11 protein-coding genes, 1 tRNA gene, 2 rRNA genes and 1 pseudogene are annotated in these 19305 nt (G+C 58.9%); 6 read left to right on the forward strand and 9 right to left on the reverse strand.

What is annotated here, in order from left to right; translation table 11 throughout:
- The first annotated feature begins 363 nt into the window (after positions 1-363).
- From ACLGGT_RS10320 to ACLGGT_RS10330, 3 genes are all read left to right on the forward strand, one after another.
- A 23S ribosomal RNA gene (locus tag ACLGGT_RS10320) occupies positions 364-3193 on the forward strand.
- 199 nt (positions 3194-3392) lie between these two features.
- Positions 3393-3507, forward strand: a 5S ribosomal RNA gene (rrf, locus tag ACLGGT_RS10325).
- Between the two features lie 140 nt (positions 3508-3647).
- Positions 3648-3724 (forward strand) — tRNA-Met (locus tag ACLGGT_RS10330).
- Here the strand turns inward: ACLGGT_RS10330 and ACLGGT_RS10335 are convergent.
- The 7 genes from ACLGGT_RS10335 to ACLGGT_RS10365 all read right to left on the reverse strand — a co-directional run bounded on the left by ACLGGT_RS10335 (position 3681) and on the right by ACLGGT_RS10365 (position 11842).
- Entirely contained in the window at positions 3681-5357 is a 1677-nt protein-coding gene (locus tag ACLGGT_RS10335; protein ID WP_437197411.1) for a recombinase family protein, read from the reverse strand. The genes ACLGGT_RS10330 and ACLGGT_RS10335 overlap by 44 nt on opposite strands.
- Before the next feature lie 831 nt (positions 5358-6188).
- Complete coding sequence (locus ACLGGT_RS10340; RefSeq protein WP_437195967.1) at positions 6189-7010, reverse strand: metallophosphoesterase; 822 nt, start codon at positions 7008-7010, stop codon at positions 6189-6191.
- Positions 7007-7393, reverse strand: a complete 387-nt coding sequence (locus ACLGGT_RS10345) for a hypothetical protein (protein WP_437195968.1) — start codon at positions 7391-7393, stop codon at positions 7007-7009. The genes ACLGGT_RS10340 and ACLGGT_RS10345 overlap by 4 nt, the downstream gene beginning before the upstream one ends.
- Before the next feature lie 152 nt (positions 7394-7545).
- The gene (locus ACLGGT_RS10350) at positions 7546-9687 is read right to left on the reverse strand and encodes an AAA family ATPase (RefSeq protein WP_437195969.1); all 2142 of its coding nucleotides are present in this window, start codon (positions 9685-9687) and stop codon (positions 7546-7548) included.
- A 95-nt stretch (positions 9688-9782) separates the two neighbouring features.
- Entirely contained in the window at positions 9783-10727 is a 945-nt protein-coding gene (locus tag ACLGGT_RS10355) for a GIY-YIG nuclease family protein (protein WP_437195970.1), read from the reverse strand.
- 87 nt (positions 10728-10814) lie between these two features.
- Positions 10815-11357 carry a hypothetical protein gene (locus tag ACLGGT_RS10360; RefSeq protein ID WP_437195971.1) on the reverse strand — a complete coding sequence of 181 codons (543 nt, stop codon included), beginning with the start codon at positions 11355-11357 and terminating at the stop codon, positions 10815-10817.
- Entirely contained in the window at positions 11354-11842 is a 489-nt protein-coding gene (locus ACLGGT_RS10365; protein WP_437195973.1) for a hypothetical protein, read from the reverse strand. Before ACLGGT_RS10365 ends, ACLGGT_RS10360 begins: the two co-directional genes overlap by 4 nt.
- Before the next feature lie 128 nt (positions 11843-11970).
- On the opposite strand from ACLGGT_RS10365, the gene ACLGGT_RS10370 reads away from it, so the two are divergent.
- Entirely contained in the window at positions 11971-12141 is a 171-nt protein-coding gene (locus tag ACLGGT_RS10370) for a ribbon-helix-helix protein, CopG family (protein ID WP_437195974.1), read from the forward strand.
- Positions 12142-12294: 153 nt separating this feature from the next.
- On the opposite strand, the pseudogene ACLGGT_RS10375 reads toward ACLGGT_RS10370, so the two are convergent.
- Positions 12295-17313: pseudogene (locus ACLGGT_RS10375) on the reverse strand (RecQ family ATP-dependent DNA helicase).
- 566 nt (positions 17314-17879) lie between these two features.
- Entirely contained in the window at positions 17880-18107 is a 228-nt protein-coding gene (locus tag ACLGGT_RS10380; RefSeq protein ID WP_437195975.1) for a helix-turn-helix domain-containing protein, read from the reverse strand.
- Between the two features lie 144 nt (positions 18108-18251).
- Between ACLGGT_RS10380 and ACLGGT_RS10385 the strand changes: the two genes are divergently transcribed.
- On the forward strand, positions 18252-18602 hold the full coding sequence (locus ACLGGT_RS10385; protein ID WP_437195976.1) for a hypothetical protein: 351 nt from the start codon (positions 18252-18254) through the stop codon (positions 18600-18602).
- Positions 18603-18721: 119 nt separating this feature from the next.
- Positions 18722-19294 carry a hypothetical protein gene (locus ACLGGT_RS10390; protein ID WP_437195978.1) on the forward strand — a complete coding sequence of 191 codons (573 nt, stop codon included), beginning with the start codon at positions 18722-18724 and terminating at the stop codon, positions 19292-19294.
- The last annotated feature ends 11 nt before the right edge of the window (positions 19295-19305 follow it).

The raw sequence follows: 19305 nt of genomic DNA on the forward strand, positions 1-19305 counted from the left end.
GCGGGGCATGACATTGACATCGTATAGAGAGATACATATCAACACTGTTTGGTGTTCGCGCGTAAGCGATACACCTCAGTTTGGTGCTTGAGGCCCTCGGGCCGAGAGCGAGCATATGACGCGATTGCTTCCTCGATCGCCCCTATGTCTGCCAGCTGAAACGAACAGAGTTGTCCAAGTCAAGTACACTAACCCGAACAACGTGGTCTGCCTCCCGCACGGATGGCAGATCGGTTGCGTTGTTCATTGTCTGGTTCCAAGAACCAGGCGGGAAAAGTATGCTTTTGATACCGGAATTATGGCAACAGTTTCTTACCAGCTTCTGTTGTCGCGCAAGGCGCAAGTCTTGCTAGTTCTGGATCAAATCAAGCGCGAGAAGGGCGTTTGGTGGATGCCTTGGCAGTAAGAGGCGATGAAGGACGTGATACTCTGCGATAAGCCATGAGGAGCTGAGAATAAGCTGTGATCCATGGATTTCCGAATGGGGCAACCCACCTGACAGTTTGTTATAATTGCCTTTTGGCAGTTTATAACGGGCTGAAACAGGTACTTTTTGACTGAATACATAGGTCTTAAAGAGCAAACCCGGAGAACTGAAACATCTAAGTACCCGGAGGAAAGGACAGCAATAGCGACTCCCCTAGTAGCGGCGAGCGAACGGGGACCAGCCGAGCCCAATAAGTGACCAGAATGCGTTGGGAAGCGCAGCCATAGCGGGTGACAGCCCCGTATGGGAAGCTTTGAGGGACGTATCAAGTAGGGCGGAACACGTGAAATTCTGTCTGAAGATCGGAGGACCACCTTCGAAGGCTAAGTACTCCTTACTGACCGATAGCGAACCAGTACCGTGAGGGAAAGGTGAAAAGCACCCCGACGAGGGGAGTGAAACAGTACCTGAAACCGAACGCCTACAATCAGTCGGAGGGGCATAAGCCCTGACGGCGTACCTTTTGTATAATGGGTCATCGACTTGGTCTATCTAGCAAGCTTAAGCCGTTAGGTGTAGGCGCAGCGAAAGCGAGTCTTAATAGGGCGTTGAGTTAGATGGATCAGACCCGAAACCGAGTGATCTAGGCATGACCAGGATGAAGGTTGGGTAACACCAACTGGAGGTCCGAACCCACACCTGTTGAAAAAGGTCGGGATGAGTTGTGCCTAGGGGTGAAAGGCCAATCAAACTCGGAGATAGCTGGTTCTCTGCGAAATCTATTTAGGTAGAGCGTCATCCGAATACCCTCGGGGGTAGAGCACTGGATGGGTAATGGGGCCCCACAGGCTTACTGATCCTAACCAAACTCCGAATACCGAGGAGTACTAGATGGCAGACAGACGGCGGATGCTAACGTCCGTCGTCGAGAGGGAAACAACCCTGACCTCCGGCTAAGGCCCCCAATTCATGGCTAAGTGGGAAAGCAGGTGGGACGACCAAAACAACCAGGAGGTTGGCTTAGAAGCAGCCATCCTTTAAAGATAGCGTAACAGCTCACTGGTCTAAATAAGTTGTCCTGCGGCGAAGATGTAACGGGGCTCAAGCCATGAGCCGAAGCCGAGGATGCCGTAAGGCATGGTAGCAGAGCGTAGTGTGACATGGTTTCTATCCTCTTTAGTGTCCTTCGGGACACCATGGAGGAGAAGAAATCTTCGATGAAGCGGGCCTGTGAGGGATCCCGTGGAGAGATCACTAGTGAGAATGATGACATGAGTAGCGATAAAGGGTGTGAGAGACACCCTCGCCGAAAGTCCAAGGGTTCCTGCTTAAAGCTAATCTGAGCAGGGTAAGCCGACCCCTAAGGCGAGGCCGAAAGGCGTAGTCGATGGGAACCAGGTTAATATTCCTGGGCCAGATGGAAGTGACGGATCTCAAAGGTTGTTCGTTCTTATCGGATTGAACGGGCCGCTCAGAGGTTCCTGGAAATAGCTCCATCGCTAGATCGTACCCGAAACCGACACAGGTGGACTGGTAGAGAATACCAAGGCGCTTGAGAGAACTATGTTGAAGGAACTCGGCAAAATACCTCCGTAAGTTCGCGAGAAGGAGGCCCGGTTTCTAGGCAACTAGAGGCTGGGGGCACAAACCAGGGGGTGGCGACTGTTTACTAAAAACACAGGGCTCTGCGAAGTCGCAAGACGACGTATAGGGTCTGACGCCTGCCCGGTGCCTGAAGGTTAAAAGGAGGGGTGAGAGCTCTGAATTGAAGCCCAGGTAAACGGCGGCCGTAACTATAACGGTCCTAAGGTAGCGAAATTCCTTGTCGGGTAAGTTCCGACCTGCACGAATGGCGTAACGACTTCCCCGCTGTCTCCAACATAGACTCAGCGAAATTGAATTGCCTGTCAAGATGCAGGCTTCCCGCGGTTAGACGGAAAGACCCCGTGCACCTTTACTATAGCTTCGCACTGGCATCAGGATTGTGATGTGCAGGATAGGTGGTAGGCTTTGAAGCAGGGACGCTAGTCCCTGTGGAGCCTCCCTTGAGATACCACCCTTCGCACTCTTGATGTCTAACCGCGGCCCGTTATCCGGGTCCGGGACCCTGCGTGGTGGGTAGTTTGACTGGGGCGGTCGCCTCCTAAAGCGTAACGGAGGCGCGCGAAGGTTGGCTCAGAGCGGTCGGAAATCGCTCGTTGAGTGCAATGGCAGAAGCCAGCCTGACTGCGAGACTGACAAGTCGAGCAGAGTCGAAAGACGGCCATAGTGATCCGGTGGTCCCAAGTGGGAGGGCCATCGCTCAACGGATAAAAGGTACGCCGGGGATAACAGGCTGATACTGCCCAAGAGTCCATATCGACGGCAGTGTTTGGCACCTCGATGTCGGCTCATCTCATCCTGGGGCTGGAGCAGGTCCCAAGGGTACGGCTGTTCGCCGTTTAAAGAGGTACGTGAGCTGGGTTTAGAACGTCGTGAGACAGTTCGGTCCCTATCTGCCGTGGGTGTAGGATACTTGAGAGGAGTTGCCCCTAGTACGAGAGGACCGGGGTGAACGAACCACTGGTGGACCTGTTGTGGCGCCAGCCGCAGTGCAGGGTAGCTATGTTCGGACAGGATAACCGCTGAAGGCATCTAAGCGGGAAGCCCCCCTCAAAACAAGGTATCCCTGAGGGCCGTGGTAGACCACCACGTCGATAGGCCGGAGATGTAAGCGCAGCAATGCGTTCAGTTGACCGGTACTAATGGCCCGATAGGCTTGATTTGATCCAGTAATAGCAAGACTGTTACAGAACAAATCAAAAGCATACACAAAACACAGAGTACTGACTTGGAAACCAATCCCCAACCGGAGCAAGACGGTTGGAGATACCCGTCCTCAAGTAGCCGATAGGCGATAGGACAAAAAAACGTCCTCAACTAGCCCTCCGGGCGGTAGGACAAACATAACGAGGCTTTTTCCCGGTTTGGTGGCCATAGCACAAGCGAAACACCCGGTCCCATCCCGAACCCGGCCGTTAAGCGCTGTCGCGCCAATGGTACTGCGTCTCAAGACGTGGGAGAGTAGGTCGCTGCCAAACCTGGTAAAAGCCTCGTAAAACTCATGTATCTCTCAAAAACGATCAAACCCTATTCCCATAAAATAGGCGTCAAAAAACAGCGCACAAACATGCGCCGCAAAATAGTCCGAAAACCAATACCAATCAGGACTATACACCGTCGCGGGATGGAGCAGCCCGGTAGCTCGTCAGGCTCATAACCTGAAGGTCGTAGGTTCAAATCCTACTCCCGCAACCAACACTAATTCGTCAGCAATATCAACGGCTTGAGTTTCTACGCTCAGGCCTTTTTGCGTTTTGGCACCAAAAGCCAGCGCCAGCAGTGCCGCGAGCGCGCCCTGCAGGTGAACTGTCAGCCGACCCGTGTCGGGGTCCGGCTGCAGGATGATCCGCTCGATCAATCCCCGCAGGGCCTCTTTGGCCTCCAGCATGCCATCCGGGGCCTGCAACTGCCGGATCAGCGCGCCGATCTTGATGCGATAGGTCTCGGCCATCGTCGGATGGATGCGGATGGGCGAGGGGGCGGGCTCTTTGGTGAGGTCGGTCTCGAGTTGGGTGCGGCGGGTGTCGAGCGCCTGCATGCGGTCCTTGACCTGATCGGCAGGGATGCCCGCGATGATCGCATCGATCAGCTTGGCGTGGTCGCGCTTGACCGCGATGAGTTCCTTCTCCAGCGCCCCGCGATTGTTGGTGGCTGCAGCCTGAAGCCGGTTCCGTTCCTTGGCGTATTCGTCGCAGAACACCGAGAGCGCCTCTGGGTCCATCAGGTTGTTTTGCAGCGCGTCGAGGATCAGCGCCTCCAGCTCCGTCTGAGAAATCGTGGCCATGTTGGTGCAGACGGCCTTGCCCTTGTTGCGCGCGCGCGAGCAGCCGAATTGTGTCTGGGACACCTTTGCAAAACCGCCCCCACATGATCCGCAGGTCATCAAACCCGAAAACAATGTCCTTGGCCGCCGCCGATCCCAAACCGGAACATCGGTATCTTTGACCTTCATTGCGCTTTGGTGAGCGCGCACCGCATCCCAGAGCGCCTGGTCGATGATCTGCAGCTCTGGCACATCGGTGATCACCCAGTCCGCCTCAGGGTTCAGCCGTGACACCCGTTTGCCAGTATCAGGGTCTTTGACATAGGCCAGCCGGTTCCAGATCTGGCGCCCGATATAGAGCTCGTTGTTCAGAATGCCGGTGCCGCGTTCGCGGTTGCCGTGGAGCGTCGATGTGCCCCAGTCCGAGCCCGCGGGGGCAGGGACTTTCTCGATGTTGAGGGCCTCGGCAATCTTTTTGGGCGACAGCCCCGCCGCATAGTCCCTGAAAATGCGCCGCACCACAGCAGCCTCAACTGGATTGATCTTGCGATCCCCTCTGATCGGCTCTCCACTGGCATCATAATGGATGACATTCTGATAGCCGTAGGCCTTGCCGCCGGCCGATTTGCCCGCCAGCGCCCGGCCCTTGAGGCCGCGATGGGTCTTGATCGCGAGGTCTTTGATGAACAGCGAGTTCATCGTGCCCTTTAGCCCAATATGCATCTCTGAGATGACGCCCTCACTGACGGTCTCAATCATCACATCGCGAAACTGCAGCTTTTGATAGATGGACGCGATATCGGCCTGGTTGCGCGACAGGCGGTCGAGGCCTTCGGACAGAACCACGTCAAACGCATTGCTTTGCGCATCCCGCAGCAGCTTTTGGATGCCACTGCGCATCAGGCTGGCGCCAGAGATCGCTTTGTCGGAGTAGACGTCTACCACCTCAAGACCCTGTCGGGCCGCATGTTCCCGGCACGAGCGGATCTGATCGTCGATCGACGCATCGCGCTGCATATCTGTCGAGAACCGGGCATAGATGACGGCGCGTAGGGCTTGGGTCATGGGGATATCCGAACTGAAAGGTCAGCGGTCGCGCGCATCATCGGCGCGCGCCGCTTCGCGTGCAAGAGCTTTAAGAAAGTCATGAAAGGCTGCGGTATGGTGCGGGTCTGTAGGCAGCGTAGCAGGCTTCGGCGGAGCGCCCGGTAAGGCGCAGGCATCGGCCTGCCCTTTGTGGGCGGCCTCCTTTTGCGCAAATCTTTCCTGGTCCCGCGGCATAGCCCGAGTGCTCCTGCCCGTCCTGACTTTGGGTCAGGCGGGGTATGCTGATGTTGATCTGGCCGGGTGTTGTTCCGGCGGTATGGTGATCAATATAAAGCATGGCGGGCCTCGTGGATGGGTAAACAGAGCTGTTGGCAGGAGGGGATGTGGCTATTCTGTGGATTACGGGGGTGCCGGAACGGGCAGCTGGACCCAATTGAAACGGAGACAACGCAAAGAAATAACCAAAGAAATGTGAACACTGAATAACTGAAAAAACCGACATCTTCCTTTCGTTGAAAAAATCAAAAAAACGAATCACTTCATCTTCCTGTCTTTGAGAAAACGGAAAAAACGCGGCCTGAGGCAAAAACAAAGAAACCGGAAAAAGGCGAAAAAACTGGACGGAAAATCATCGAAGCAGGACAGTTCGCCGCCATAAAAATATTCGACAGTCCATTTACCCCTTATCGCACACCCTATTCCCGAGTTGTGAAAATCATTCTCCGAAACACCGGCCATCGTTGATTCAGGAAGTTCCTCCTCCCCTCGAAAATCCATGACCGCCGCGAATTGGGTTCGGCGCCCAGAACGTGGCCAAAGCTAAAGGGAGGGGACCAAGCAGCACATGGATCATGCCCCGTCCTTCATGCGCTCCAGATCGACAATCCCGCATATGAGGCGCTCCGCCTCATCGCCAGGTGCAACTTGCCCTGGATAGCCAAGCGAGACATTGCGGATCCGGGTTCGGCCTTGGCGTATCTCGGCCGCATGATGCGTGTGCCCAAAGAGCCAGGCATCGGGCTGATAGCGGTCAATCATCGCGCGCAGGTCAGAGCCATAGACCCCGTCGAGATCGCCGGGCGCCTCGCCGATCAGATCGGGGTGGGGGCAATGGTGAGTGACGACAATCGTCTGCCCGTCAAAGGGGATAGACAGCTGGCGCTCGATCCAGGCGCGGTGATCGGCGTGCAGAATCGCGGTATCGTTCGGGCGAATGCGGCCATGTCCGGTCGCCGCCATGCGGATGTAGCGATAATCGTTCATCGCGTCCCGCGCGCGCATCATTGCCCGGCCCGGATCGCCCGCCACCGCGAAATCCGTCCAGAGCGTGCAGCACAAGAAACGGGTATGTCCGATCACAAGCGCGCATTTTTGCACGAAGCGCGCCCCGGCCTCGGCGCAGATACGGCTCAGCCGGTCGTCACCGTCGACCACGTGATCATAATAATCATGGTTGCCGGGAAAGACATGGATGCGGTCAGGCGCGATGTAGCGCGCGACATGCGCCAGCAGTTTTGGCCAGCGGACTTTCGGCTTGTTCGACAGATCGCCCGCGATGATCAGGGCCTCAAGATCGGCCCAAACCTCGGGGTCCAGCGAGGCCAGAGGATCCCGCCCGGTGGCCAGCCACATATCGAGATGCAGATCCGCGATGATGAGGATTTTGCTCATGGCCGATCACCTGCATGGGTGCGGGTGTGGATGATGTCGGGGCTGGCATCATCGCGCGCGGCATATCTTGCGATGGCGGCCTTGAGCCTGTCCGCCTCCTTGATCAACTCCTGTTGGGCCAAGTTGCAGGCTTTGGCAATTTGCGGAAGCGCGGCGCGATCACCCGTGAAGAGGCGCCAGCCGAGCCGAGCGGTCGAGAGCCAGCCGGTGGCTGTCATGCCGATCACCGGATAAAGCTGGTCTTCGACCAAGATATCGGGGAATGCGCCGGGCGGGCGGATGCGGATCACGCTGACCGTGAGGCCGGGGCAGGTGATCGGTGGCGGATCATAAGCCAGGCGCGTTAGCGCGTCGAAATAGCTATCGTCATATTTGGCGGTCATTACGAGCATCCTCATTAATTGGAAAGAAGATCAAGGTGGGCGGAGGTGATCGGAATCTGTATCTTGGTATTCCTTTAGGTGATGGGCGGGGATCGTTCTGAGAAGGATATGAGGGACGTAAGAAAATGCTGGGATCTATTGGAGGAATGGGATCAACGTGACTCTGAGTGCATTATGTCAGCCTGCTCCGGGTCTTGACGGTTGCCCTCGGCCATTGCCGTGGCTGTCACTGCGCAGATATCACGCAGATGTGCCGCGATCTGGTCGCTGTTCAGGCTGCGCTCTTGCAACAAGGCGCGCGCCAAGCTCTCCAGCGTGACGCGGTGCTGCGCCAGGATCACGCCGGCGCGTTTCTCGGCGCGCTCGATCCGTTGGCGCACCCGGCCGCGCAGATGCGCGTTTTGCAGCATCAATGCCTCTGGCGCGTCATGCCAGATCGGGCCTTCGGAGCCCAAGCCGTAAACCGTCTCGATGCTCAGAGCACACTGGGTGGCCTTGGCCAGATCCGAGGTCGCGGGGCCACCTGCGCCCGCCGAAATCGATCCCAAAACCAACCGCTCGGCTGCGCGCCCGGCGAGGCTATAGGCGATCTCGGCCTCGAGATCCGTGAGCAAGCTTTCCGACCGGACGGGGCTGCGCAGGATCTCGCCCCCGGTGGGCGTGATCTTGAGGCTGGTGATCCGACCGAGGCCAAGGGCAGCGCCCACAACGGCATGACCCGCCTCATGCACGGCGACACGCCAGATCAGGGCGGGGGTGTCGTTGGCCATGTCGATGTCGAGCTGCGCGTAGAGCATCGCAACGCTCAGTCCCGTTCCCGCATGTCGCGCATCCGAGCGTGCGCCGCGGATGGCCGCGTCGATCTCGGCCGGGCTGCAGCCGACGGATGCACGGGCCAGGGCTATGAGATCCTCATCAGCGATCTCGTCTCGCAGGTGGCGGCGCAGAAGGGCGAGCAGGCCCGCGGCATCCGGAAGCGGCACCAAGACCCTGAGATCGAAACGACCGGCGCGCAGGACCGCCGGATCGATGCGGTCGATAAAATTGCACGCACCCACCACGATCACGCCTTCTTGCAGCGCGATGGCGTTCATCTCACCCAGGAAAGCATTGATCACTTGGGTGCGATAGTTGGAATTGTGGGTGTCACGGCTGGCTCGTGATCCGACGGCATCGATCTCATCTATGAAAAGAAGGCAGGGCGCGCGGCTCCGCGCCTCCGCAAAGGTCTTGCGCATCTCGCGCAGCATATCGCCCAAGTGGCCCGCCGCCTGCCATTCCGCGAAGCTGCCGGTGACGCAAGCGAGGACCGCGCTGGCGCTCATTGCGCGGGCCAGCCACGTCTTGCCGGTTCCGGGTGGGCCGTAAAACAGGGTGGAGCGCGAGAGGTCGGACCATGCGACCTGACCGGCTTTCCATAGGAGAAGATCTGCGACGAGACGCCGCGCCGCCAAAAGGGCAGGGCTGTCGCCGGTCATCTCTTCGAGTCGGGGCACATCTTTGCGGTCGGTCAGCGTCATCGCTGTGAGCCGTGCGCTCACGTCTGGCAAGGTGGGACCGCGCAGGGCGGTGCAGACATGGGCGGTGCTGAGCTTGGCCAGCCGTGCGTCATCCGGCAGGGCCTGCTGGAAGGCCGCTTCATCCGTCAGCGCGACGCCAAGATCGCCCGCCCGCAGCTGTGCCACCAATATCTCGCGCGTCACCGGCGGTAGCCGCAAGCGTGGCATGTCAGCCTGTCGGATATGCTCTGGCAGCGGCGCACCCAGCGGGCAGAGGATCAGGACCGGCGAAAAGAGGTCCATCGCCGCCTCTATGAGGACTGCAAATCGTTGGCCCTGCGATGCGCTGACCGCGCCCTCCGTGACGGGCGGTGCAACCACCGCCCACCCTGCATTGGGCACGCAGCATTTGAGCACTTGCGCGACAAGCTCCAGATCGCCGATGGTGAAATCACAGAGGATCGTTACCGCGCGCGCGTCCTGTGCGCCACGCAGTGCGTCCTCGGACCCGAACGCCACCGCCAGCCGCAAGGCGATCAGGACCTGACGCGCCGGGACTGGGGCCCAAGGCGCATTGATCGGCTGCTCCGGATCGGGCTGGCCACTATTGAAGCGCTCGAAAAGCTCACCAAGGGCTTCCTCGGCCTCGCGCTCACCGTCTTGGTCGTCCGATTGGGTGTTGCAGATAAGGTGGCCCCGGCCTGCGTGATGCAGCCGCAGGCGGTCGATCAGGATATGTGCGAAGGGCAGCCAGAGGGGCTCTTTGGATGAATTGATCATATTTGGCTGGGTCATGGCGCAGCTCCCTTTTTATATGCGATGGCAAAGCCCTTTTGTCTCCGGACGCGTGACCCGGAGCCAGATGGGCGTGTTGAAACGAAAGGCCCGGCTCAGGCGGCGGTTGCACTGGCCTCAAGATCATCGAGCAGGCCGAGGATCACGGGCGTCAAGGACCCGTCATAGATCTCGGTCTTGACCCGGATCTGCCCCTGCCACGCCGCGGGATCGACGGCTGCATCGGGATGTGCCCGTTTCAATTCCTTATGCATGGCCTTCTCGGCGCAGAGCGCGGCATGGCCGGTGGCCATCGGCACGACCCGCAGGATCTGGCAAGGCATCTCGCTGTCGCGCCGAAGCTGATAGGTCAGGCGGCTCTCGGGATCGCGAGAGAAGCCGAGCTTCACGACCTCCCGGCCAGACGCGAGCGTGAACGCCATGGCGTAGACATAGCTGGCCGCACCGGGCCAGTCCTTGCCGCAGCCGCCGCAGGAAAACCGCCCGCTTTGCATGTTCGCCCGCGCGATCCGCTGCTCGTGGCCACATTCGGTATGCGTATAGGTGCGATAGTTCGGATTGCCATTGGGATCCGCCGACGTCAGGCACCAGCCACGCAGCTCGGCTTCCTTTTGCTCTATCGTCGCGTGACATGTCTCGCACCGAAATCCGGTCACACCTGCGCCGATGCGTCTGACCAGTTCGAACTGGCGGCGCACCTCATGGCCACAGGGCGAGAGATAAAACGCATAGTGACGGTGTGTGGGATCGCGCCGCAAAAATGTGAGGCCAGAGGCGGCCGCGTTCTTGCGCCAGTCTGCCAGAAGACACGACTGACAGAGCGGTTGCGCCGACATCAGCGTGAAGAGCCGCACCTTCTGTGTGGCCCCGCAACGGCGGCAACGCAGCGCCAGATGCAGGCGGTCGATGATGCGCCCGACGATGTCGAAGCCCTTGGCCTCTGCTGCTGCCGCCCATTTGGGCAGAATGGCACCGGGGAAAATGGGATGCGGGATAGCGTCGATGATCAGCGTGGCCGGGGAAATGATTTGCGTGTTCATGAGAACGTCCTTCATTGGGGAAGAGGCGTGCCGACACATCCCGGCCCAGAGGCCGGGTGCGTCTTTGCTGATGGATGCGGGGGCTGCCTAGAAAAAGGCGGGCGACAGATCGTCTGCGGGTGCCGAGACGTCCGGCATGATTGCGCAGTCCGGGCTGTAATCGAACAGCGGCAACCGGATCATGGCGTCGATCAGATGGCGGGCCTGAATCAACAAGGCGTTGCGGGAATGTGCCGTGGGGCCGAAGCCCTGAACCTGAAACTGCCGGAAAAACACCAACCGCATCTGCCGATGCAAATACTGCGGGCGTTCCGGGGCACCGTCTTTCAGCATGGCGTCCGCAAGCAATGCCATCCGGCGCAACGGCTGATCCTCGGGACGCTCGACGCGCAACCCGTGAACGTGCCGAAGCGTGCTCTCCAGCCGCCCCCGCGCTTGCTGCGCATCGCGGTGCCAGACCCCATAGGCGGGGTCGTAGCTGTGACAGATGTCATCAAGATCCCGCTCCGCCTCGATGAAGTCCGCGAGGCAGGGCAAAACGGCCGCGAAGGCGATGGAATACGCTGTGTCATGCGACGGTTCCAAGCGGTCTGCGTTTGTCGCGGCGGTCAAAGGAGTGAAAATGGTCATGCCAGGCCTCCTTCGCGCAGACGGGTGGCATGAGCCCGTGTTGCGATCCGCCCGAAGGTCGACAGGAAACCGACTTCGATGCCCGAACGAGGACGGTGCATCGTCATCATGTCGAAGACGGCCCATTGCAGGATCTGCGGAGCCTTAGCGGTTGCCATGTAATCGAGGGCAAGGGCGGCATAGTGGGCACCGGTGGCACAATCTGCACCGTAGTCGCCGGTCGGGGCAACCTGCCAGAAACAGCGCGGAGAAGCTCCCGATGCCTGCTCATGCGCGGCGAGGTCACGCACGAAAGGGAGCGAGAGGATCGGGTGATCGAAATGGTCGGCGCCCGGCGTGACAATCGTGTCATCGGTCAAGGCTGCCGCGAACACCGGCATCGGGCCAGTGATGCCAGCGGTGAAAAATGAAAACCCCCCGAGCAGCGTGCGGCGGGTAAGGTCTTTCTGCCCCTCAGGCAGCATGTTAGAAACGGCATCAGCCATGTGCGATCTCCTCAATAGATCGGGCTTCGGTTAGAGCTTGAGGCAAGGGGGCCAAATCCCTTGCCTTAGCTCGCCTAATCTGGCACTATGCCATTATGATGTCAACATCAAAATGCAAGAAAGTTATAATGGCCCCTCCAAAGAAAGATACCGAAGCTTTGACGCTTCGTTTGCCCCGATCTCTCATTGACGCAATCGATGATAGACGTCGTGTCGAGGCTGACCTTCCCACACGACCTGAAATGATCCGCCGTGCCCTTGTTGAATGGTTGGAGATGACGAACGCCAAGAATGCCTGATTGAACAGCTCCTCCGGTGTTGCGATAAGGACGACCGTCCGCCGCTAGAAGACTTCCGCTACGAGGCCAAGTATGCACCGGCGCGACACAACCGGCCATTCGCGCAATAAAGATTACAAGCTCACATTTCGCCTCTCGAGGAGTTTGATGCTTTCAGGGCCCGTTGCTTCTGCGGAACACGAACTCCGGCAGAATGGTCTCCCACTCACTACGCTTTATGTAGGTCTGAAAAGCTTCCTCGTTATCCGCCTTGCGCCAGCGGACGATGGCCCCGACCTTACCAGAGACGAGGTATGTTCCGTCAGGCGGCGCCCAGTTTGCCGCCATGCGACCGAGGACGCGTCGATGCGTGTCGAGGAACATCCATTTGCCCTCGCGCCGCTCCAGGGTCACCTCATCATCGATCGTGGCCTCGGAAATGGCGGCAAGCGTTTGGCTCGTCTCGGCGAGGCGTCCCGCATAAGAGAGATCGACTGAACTCATGTCTGGCAATTGATATTGGTCGGGCTCGGGCAGGTCGGAAGGGCGAGGCATCTCGACTTTGCGTAAAAGCTCGCTGTTGCTGTCAGCAAGGACGAACGCATGCGCCCCACGAGTCACCACAGCAAGGCTCCGGCGAGCGCGCGTCATTGCGACGTAGAAAAGGCGTCGGGGTGCCTCGCCGTCCTCGCCTTGCGAGATCGCTTGCCAGCCGCCGTTGAGGATCACCACATGATCAAATTCCAGGCCCTTGGAGCGGTGAGCCGTGAGCAGCAGAAGCCCGCGCTGCGTTCCTCTGACTTCCTGCGCCCATTCGGCCAGCCATTCGAGCGCGTCGGGAACCGGGATCGTTTTGGTGCCGAGTTCGCGGGCGAGGTCCGCTATGCCTTCGGCAATCAAATCAACCCAGCGCGTTTGTCGCTGCTGATTCAGGACGTCGAGGATGTCCTGAATGGCGAGCATCGCCGCAGGCCGCTGCCGCAGGCCAGCCACCAGGTTTTGCATCTCGCGGAGGCGCCAGACACTTGGTAGCTTCTCATTGGCCATCTCCACCTTAAGACCTAGTTTTTCGGCGTAAGCCCGCACTGGCCCAAGCCGTCGCCAGTCACGCGAAATGATAGCCGTGCGCGACCAAGAAAAATCCGGATCCAAACGGGAGAGCCGGACGAGTTCGTCCACCGCTGCTACCCCTTGAGCAACATCATCTCCCGGCACATCAAGGAATTGCGCACGTCCTCGTCCCACCGGGTCGTAGGTCGCCATCACTCCGCCACCCGGATGGAGACTGCGCAGCTTGTCAACTGTGATCGGGTGGCCGGCCTTCATGCGCCCCCGAGCAGGCTCAATCACCTGATTTGCTGCATCGATGATGAAGCGAGTCGAGCGATAATTCTCGGTGAGGAACTTCGGCTTGGCGCGGTAATCCTCTTCAAAGCGACGAATGAACGAGACCGACGCTCCAGTGAAGGCATAAATATTCTGGTCGTCGTCCCCAACCGCAAAGAGGCTGAGACGCTGGTCAGGATCATCAAGCGAGCGCCCGGCCACGGCGGCAATCAGAGCATATTCTTCAGGACCGATGTCCTGATATTCGTCGACGAGAATCCACCTGTAGCCTTCAATCAGGGCTTCGCGCTGCGCCTCGGCCTCGGCGCGGCTGAGCCCTTCACCTGAGATCATACGCACGGCTTCACGCAGAATGGCGTCAAAGTCGCGGGTCTCGCTGGACCCGCCGGCAAAGCTTGCCCCTACCAGTCGCATGGCGAGCGCGTGACAGGTCGAAATGGTGACCCGAGCGGCATCCTCGCCTACAAGGTGGCGCAGGCGCGCACGGACCTCGGCCGCGGCATGGCGGTTGTATGTTAGAACGAGGATACGCTTCGGGTCCTCGCGCCGGACACGCAGAAGATACGCGATCCGGTGGACTAGCACTCTTGTTTTACCTGATCCGGGACCAGCCAGCACAAGGACGTTGGTTTCCTCTCGATCATCGGCCACGATGTCTTGCTGGGTAGGGTTGCCGAGGTCTTCGACAATCTGCTTCCAGGCCCGTCCCGTGGTTTGACGGCGTATCTCGACACTGCGGCCCGGCATCCAGCGGCGCAGGAAGCGATCCTGGTCTAGCGTAAAATAGTCCTTTGTGAGACTTTGTGCCTGATCGATCCGCTCCAGCCCCTTTTCGGCGTAGGCGGCCATGACATGGGTTTGCAGCGTCTGCTCGCGGTAGTGCTCTTGCAGCGGCAGGAAATCCTTGGCTGAGAAAGACGCTCGATCAGGATTCAGATGAATTGTCATTGCCGAGCGGAAGACGGTCAGCCCCTTGCCGAGCGTCAGCACCTGCTGTTCATGCAGCCAAAGGAGTGCGCGCTCCATCAGCTTGGTCATGTCTTTTACGCCCGAAGTCTTGATGATCGCATCACCGTTCAGCTGGGCCAAAAGGTCCCCAAGTGTCGTCTCGACTTGGATGTCCTTGCCCTTGGTCCCTGTTGGCACCTTGGCAATCAAAAATTCGAGAAGTTTCTCGGCGGCTGTCCAGCGCAAGGACGCTGTCTGGTCCAGTGTCCGCCACGAGCGCTGCAGGACGATCTCGAGAGTTTTGGAAGAGAGCTTTCTCAGTCGAATGTTGCCTTGTCTGCCATCCTCGTCGCGCCCGTCCCTCTCGATACTGCGCAAAAGGCGTTCGAGAATATGAGGGCCTGCACCGGAATGGCCCATCTCTCACATTCTCTGGCTGGCAACTGTGAGATCAAGCTGGCCACCGCCACCCGTGTCGGATTCGGGGGCCATCTCTCGCATAGTGCCAATGAGCGCGCCCTCCAGAGACCGCGCCCCCGCGAACCGTTGGCGGGAACCGTTCTCAATCGCGACATGTATTTGGACTGTGATGGCAATATCATTCTTGGCGAGGCCCAGAGTCTCAAGATCTGCCATAGCCTTTGCAAGCTCGCGATGAGTGAGGCCTGCGAGCCCAGTCAATTCGTCGGTCGAGATTCCCTGATCGGCGGGCGTGTTCATCATGTAGCGCACGATGTCCAGAAGCTGCTTGCGCCGTGCGTTGGTGATCTGCCTCTGTTCGAGCCGCGCAGCGGCCTCTTCCAGCGTGCGCACCATCAGCGAAGAAGGAAAAACCTGCACGCGGTTCTCTTCGCGCGAGACGAGGGTCGCCTCTTCCAGCCAAGAAACAGCCGTCTTGACCCGCGTGTCATCTGTGGCGCTGTCGCGGAGAAAGTCGCGGTCTTTCTCTTCGCGCACAATTTCTCCGGTGGTCGCGACCACCTTGCCACCATTCCGGCCCTGCTCGTCGATCCGACGCAGCGCCTTGAGGATCGCCCCAATCTCGTGACGCTCGAGGCGTGAACGGGCGGTGAGGGTGAACTGCCGCTCGACGTCATCAGTGTGATACAATAGCACGCAATCGGCAGGCATCCTGTCGCGTCCTGCCCGGCCCGCCTCTTGCAGGTAATTCTCCAGCGACCCCGGTATATCGGCATGGACAACCACTCGGATATCGGGCTTGTCAATCCCCATACCAAAAGCATTTGTGGCCGCAATCACCCGCAAGTCGCCCACGCGGAAGGCTTCCTGCACAAACCGTTTATCATCGACCGTCAGCCCTGCGTGAAAATGGGCTGCGGCCAAGCCCTGGCCCTTTAGGAACGCCGCAACCCGCTCGGTCTCTTTCCGTGTGGCGCAATAGACGACTGCGCCGGAGCGGCCCTCTGGAAGGTGATCCTGTATGGCCGTAAGAATATCTCCGAGTTTACTCTCTTTTCGCGTCGCCAGCACCGAAAACGACAAGTTTGTCCGCGACGAGCCACCGTCGAAGAGGCCCAGTTCGATTCCGAGTTTCTGTTGAAAATGGTCGATTATGTCGCGCACGACCTCGGGCTTGGCCGTGGCTGTCAGACAGAGGACCGGGGCCGACGGCGCGTCCCCCGAGAACTCGCGGATAAATCGGCTGATGTAGCGATAATCGGGCCGGAAATCGTGCCCCCACTTCGAGACGCAATGCGCCTCGTCCAGCACCCAGAGCCCCACCTCACGCTGCTGCAGGACTGAACGCACCGAAACCGAGCGCAATTGCTCGGGCGATATCAACAGGATTGCCGCCTGACCAAGTCTGACGCGGTCCAGCGCGTCTTGCCGCTCGGGCATCGATAGCATGCCGTTGATTGTCACCGCTGAGGAAATTCCTGTGCGCTCCATGCCTTGGACCTGATCGGCCATCAGGGCAACAAGAGGCGAGATAACCACCGTGAGCGCGCCAGTCTTGTCGTAAAGGCTTAATGCGGGGACTTGGTAGCAGACAGATTTTCCTGTGCCAGTGGGCAAGATGCCAAGGACGTGGGAATGTGCCATCGACTTTGCGACAATGACTTCTTGCAGTGGGCGTCCTGCGGCATCTGTGGGTTCAGGACGGTAAGCGGAGAACCCGAACCACTTCCGCAACGCTCCTTTGGGGTCGTTCATTGTGGCGCACCAGGTGCAAGAGGGATTGCCACAGTTCGTGTCACGCAACTGTCGAACGATCAGCGCTGCCTGCGGAAACGAGGCCCTGACCCAAGGAGGCATGACAGATTCCCCGCCTGAGACAGAGATCCATGCCAAAACATAGGCCATCGGCCAAGCCATCCGGGGATCCTTGAGCGCATCCAGCGCAGAACCAACCTGTGCGCCGCAAGCCCGAGCCTCCAATAGCTTACGGATCGCGTCAAAAGCTGTGTCCGGGTCCGGCGCGTTCGCATTGCGGATGTATTGAAAGACCGCATCGAAGCCATCAGGGCGATCTGTTCGCGTGACAAGGTGGTGCCAGGCGAGCAGTAGATCGGGCGATTGCCCTTTTAAAGCCTCGATCTGGTTACTCAAAACCTCGAATACCAGACGGGCATCAAGCTCGGGGTCGTTCACATGTCCCGTATGCAAGCGCCCGTCTTTGTAATGCTTGACCAAGTGATGGTAGGGGTTGCGCGGAAACGCCAAGGGGTTCAGCCAAAGCGTGTCTATGGGCGCCATCATTTTGTCGCGAAGCCTGGGTCGCGACGCCACTAAGTGCTCAATGTCATGACGCAGAATGTTGTGGCCGATGATGTAGCTGGTCGTCCTCAGGGCCGCTTCCAGCCTGTCGAGCGATTGCTGGAGCCTTCCTGCACCTGCCACGATCGCGGGGCCTGAGCCGTGGCGAACAGCGGCCAATTCGAAGATCTCTGCTTTCTTGGGATCAACCTCCAGGTCAACTGACAGGCACCGCTCCAGAAAGGGCGGCTGCTCGACGGCCTTTAGACCCAAGAAGCTACGAAAAGGCATATAATCCAGTCACATAATCCGCAGATTGTTCCAGTGTTAAGGCACCTCTTAACGCCCGGCAATACAATTGCCTCCTCCGGAGCTTGCGATGCAACAGCCACCGGACCTTTGAACAGTGTCTGCGTCGTCGATGACGCGCGTAGAATAAAAACTGCCCCGGCCAAAGGCGCAGATGAGCTCCGCCTCGGATCTCGCTATATTATTGCTGAAAGCACTCAGCGATCGTGACCAGATGCCCCAATGCGATAAGTTTATTTGCCGAGGATAAAGTCAGCCTCCCGCCTTTTATTCCCGATTCCGCACCCTGCGGCTTTCTCAAAAACTATCCGCCAGAGAGCATCACCCTGTGCTGATGGCCCTTCAGCCAAGCAACCAACCCGCGCGTCTGGTTTGCGATCTTCTGCGGCTCTCCGACGTCACCTTCGCCGATGTCATACATATAGCCTTCGTCCCATCTACACCTCGTCCTTACCCGTCGTTCTTTGAAGAAGTGTCGCAGGCTCGACGTCCAGTGCTTCGGCCAGGCGTCCAACTACATCAATGGTCGGGTTATAAACGTTCCGCTCTAGAGCGCTGATGTAGGTTCGGTCGAGCTCGGCGCGATGCGCAAGCTCTTCTTGTGACAGCCCCTTGTCACGGCGGACTGCCCGCAGGTTTTGCGCGAATATCTCTCGAATGTTCATCCGACAGAACTTTGCGGGTTGTAGAGCATACAGCCACGGAGTATACTCTACAAAATGGTAAGTTGCCTTAGGGGCGTTGCCGGGGCCGTAGCCCTATGCGCAGCCTGTCATGAGGATGACGTGCTGAGTGAGGGTCGTGGTGAAATGGTGAGAATCGTTAATCTTGTGCTGATCGTTGCTGGCTTGGCCGTCCCCTTGGGGGCGGCCACCCATGCACGTCCGGCGAAATGCCTGCTTGAGGTGAATGGGACGAGTTATGTCGACGGAGCCTGTGATTTTCGCCCGCTGAGCGATGGAACCGGCAGTTTTCAGATTACCGGCCCGAAGGGCACCTACTTCGCTTATCTTCTTGTGGACGGTGTAGATCGCGCCACTGCGCATTGGAACGAGGAGCCCGGCGCGTCGCATGCGCATACGCCGCTTGGCGCCCTGACCCGGGATGGGCCCTGCTGGATCAATGAGACGACAAAGCTTTGCGCCATGTCGGAGCCGTAGCCTCAAAATCCGCACCGATCCGCAGATCGCAACCCTGACCACCAGCTGAGACCAACGGGCCGATGGCCCTGAATTCCGCGCCTTCGCGCGCACGAACCTGTTTTTCTACGAGGTATTGCATGAACACCAAAGCGCGTTTCGATCAAGGATATGATGTGCAGCATGACGGTGACCGGCAGATTGTCACCTGGCGGGGCGATGGCCTGTCCTGGGTGGCCTATGTGATCCTGCCCCTAGGCCTGCTTGGCCTGTTGCCGCTGTTCTTGACCGCGTTCTGGTTTGTCCCTGTTATCTTGATCGGCGGGCTGTCTTTTCTCGCCTATCTGTCGTTCCAATCGCAGAGCTTTGTGCTGACGCCAAGCGCCATCATCAAGGGCGATCAGGGATATGAACTGGCGAAAATCTCCGAGTTTCTGATCGACAATCCCATGGACACGGAGGTCTCGGTTGTCGCCCCGCCGGGGATGATTATCGGCGGAACCGGTATTGCTGGTGCGTCACTGGCCGCGACCGGTCTGATGGCGAATGCTGCCAGTTCCGCCGTTCTTGCCGGGAGTATGGCGATCTCGCGCGCAGCCGCGAAACGGCGGTTCCGGGTTCGGATGCGCTATGGCGCACGGGTGGTCACGCTGGCGCGCAACCTCAAACAGGACCGCGCCATTGCGTTGTTCGATCTGTTGACCCGCACATAGCCATCAGTGCG

Origin of the sequence: Roseovarius sp. MS2, assembly GCF_051447875.1 — a bacterium.
Taxonomy (GTDB): domain Bacteria; phylum Pseudomonadota; class Alphaproteobacteria; order Rhodobacterales; family Rhodobacteraceae; genus Roseovarius; species Roseovarius mucosus_A.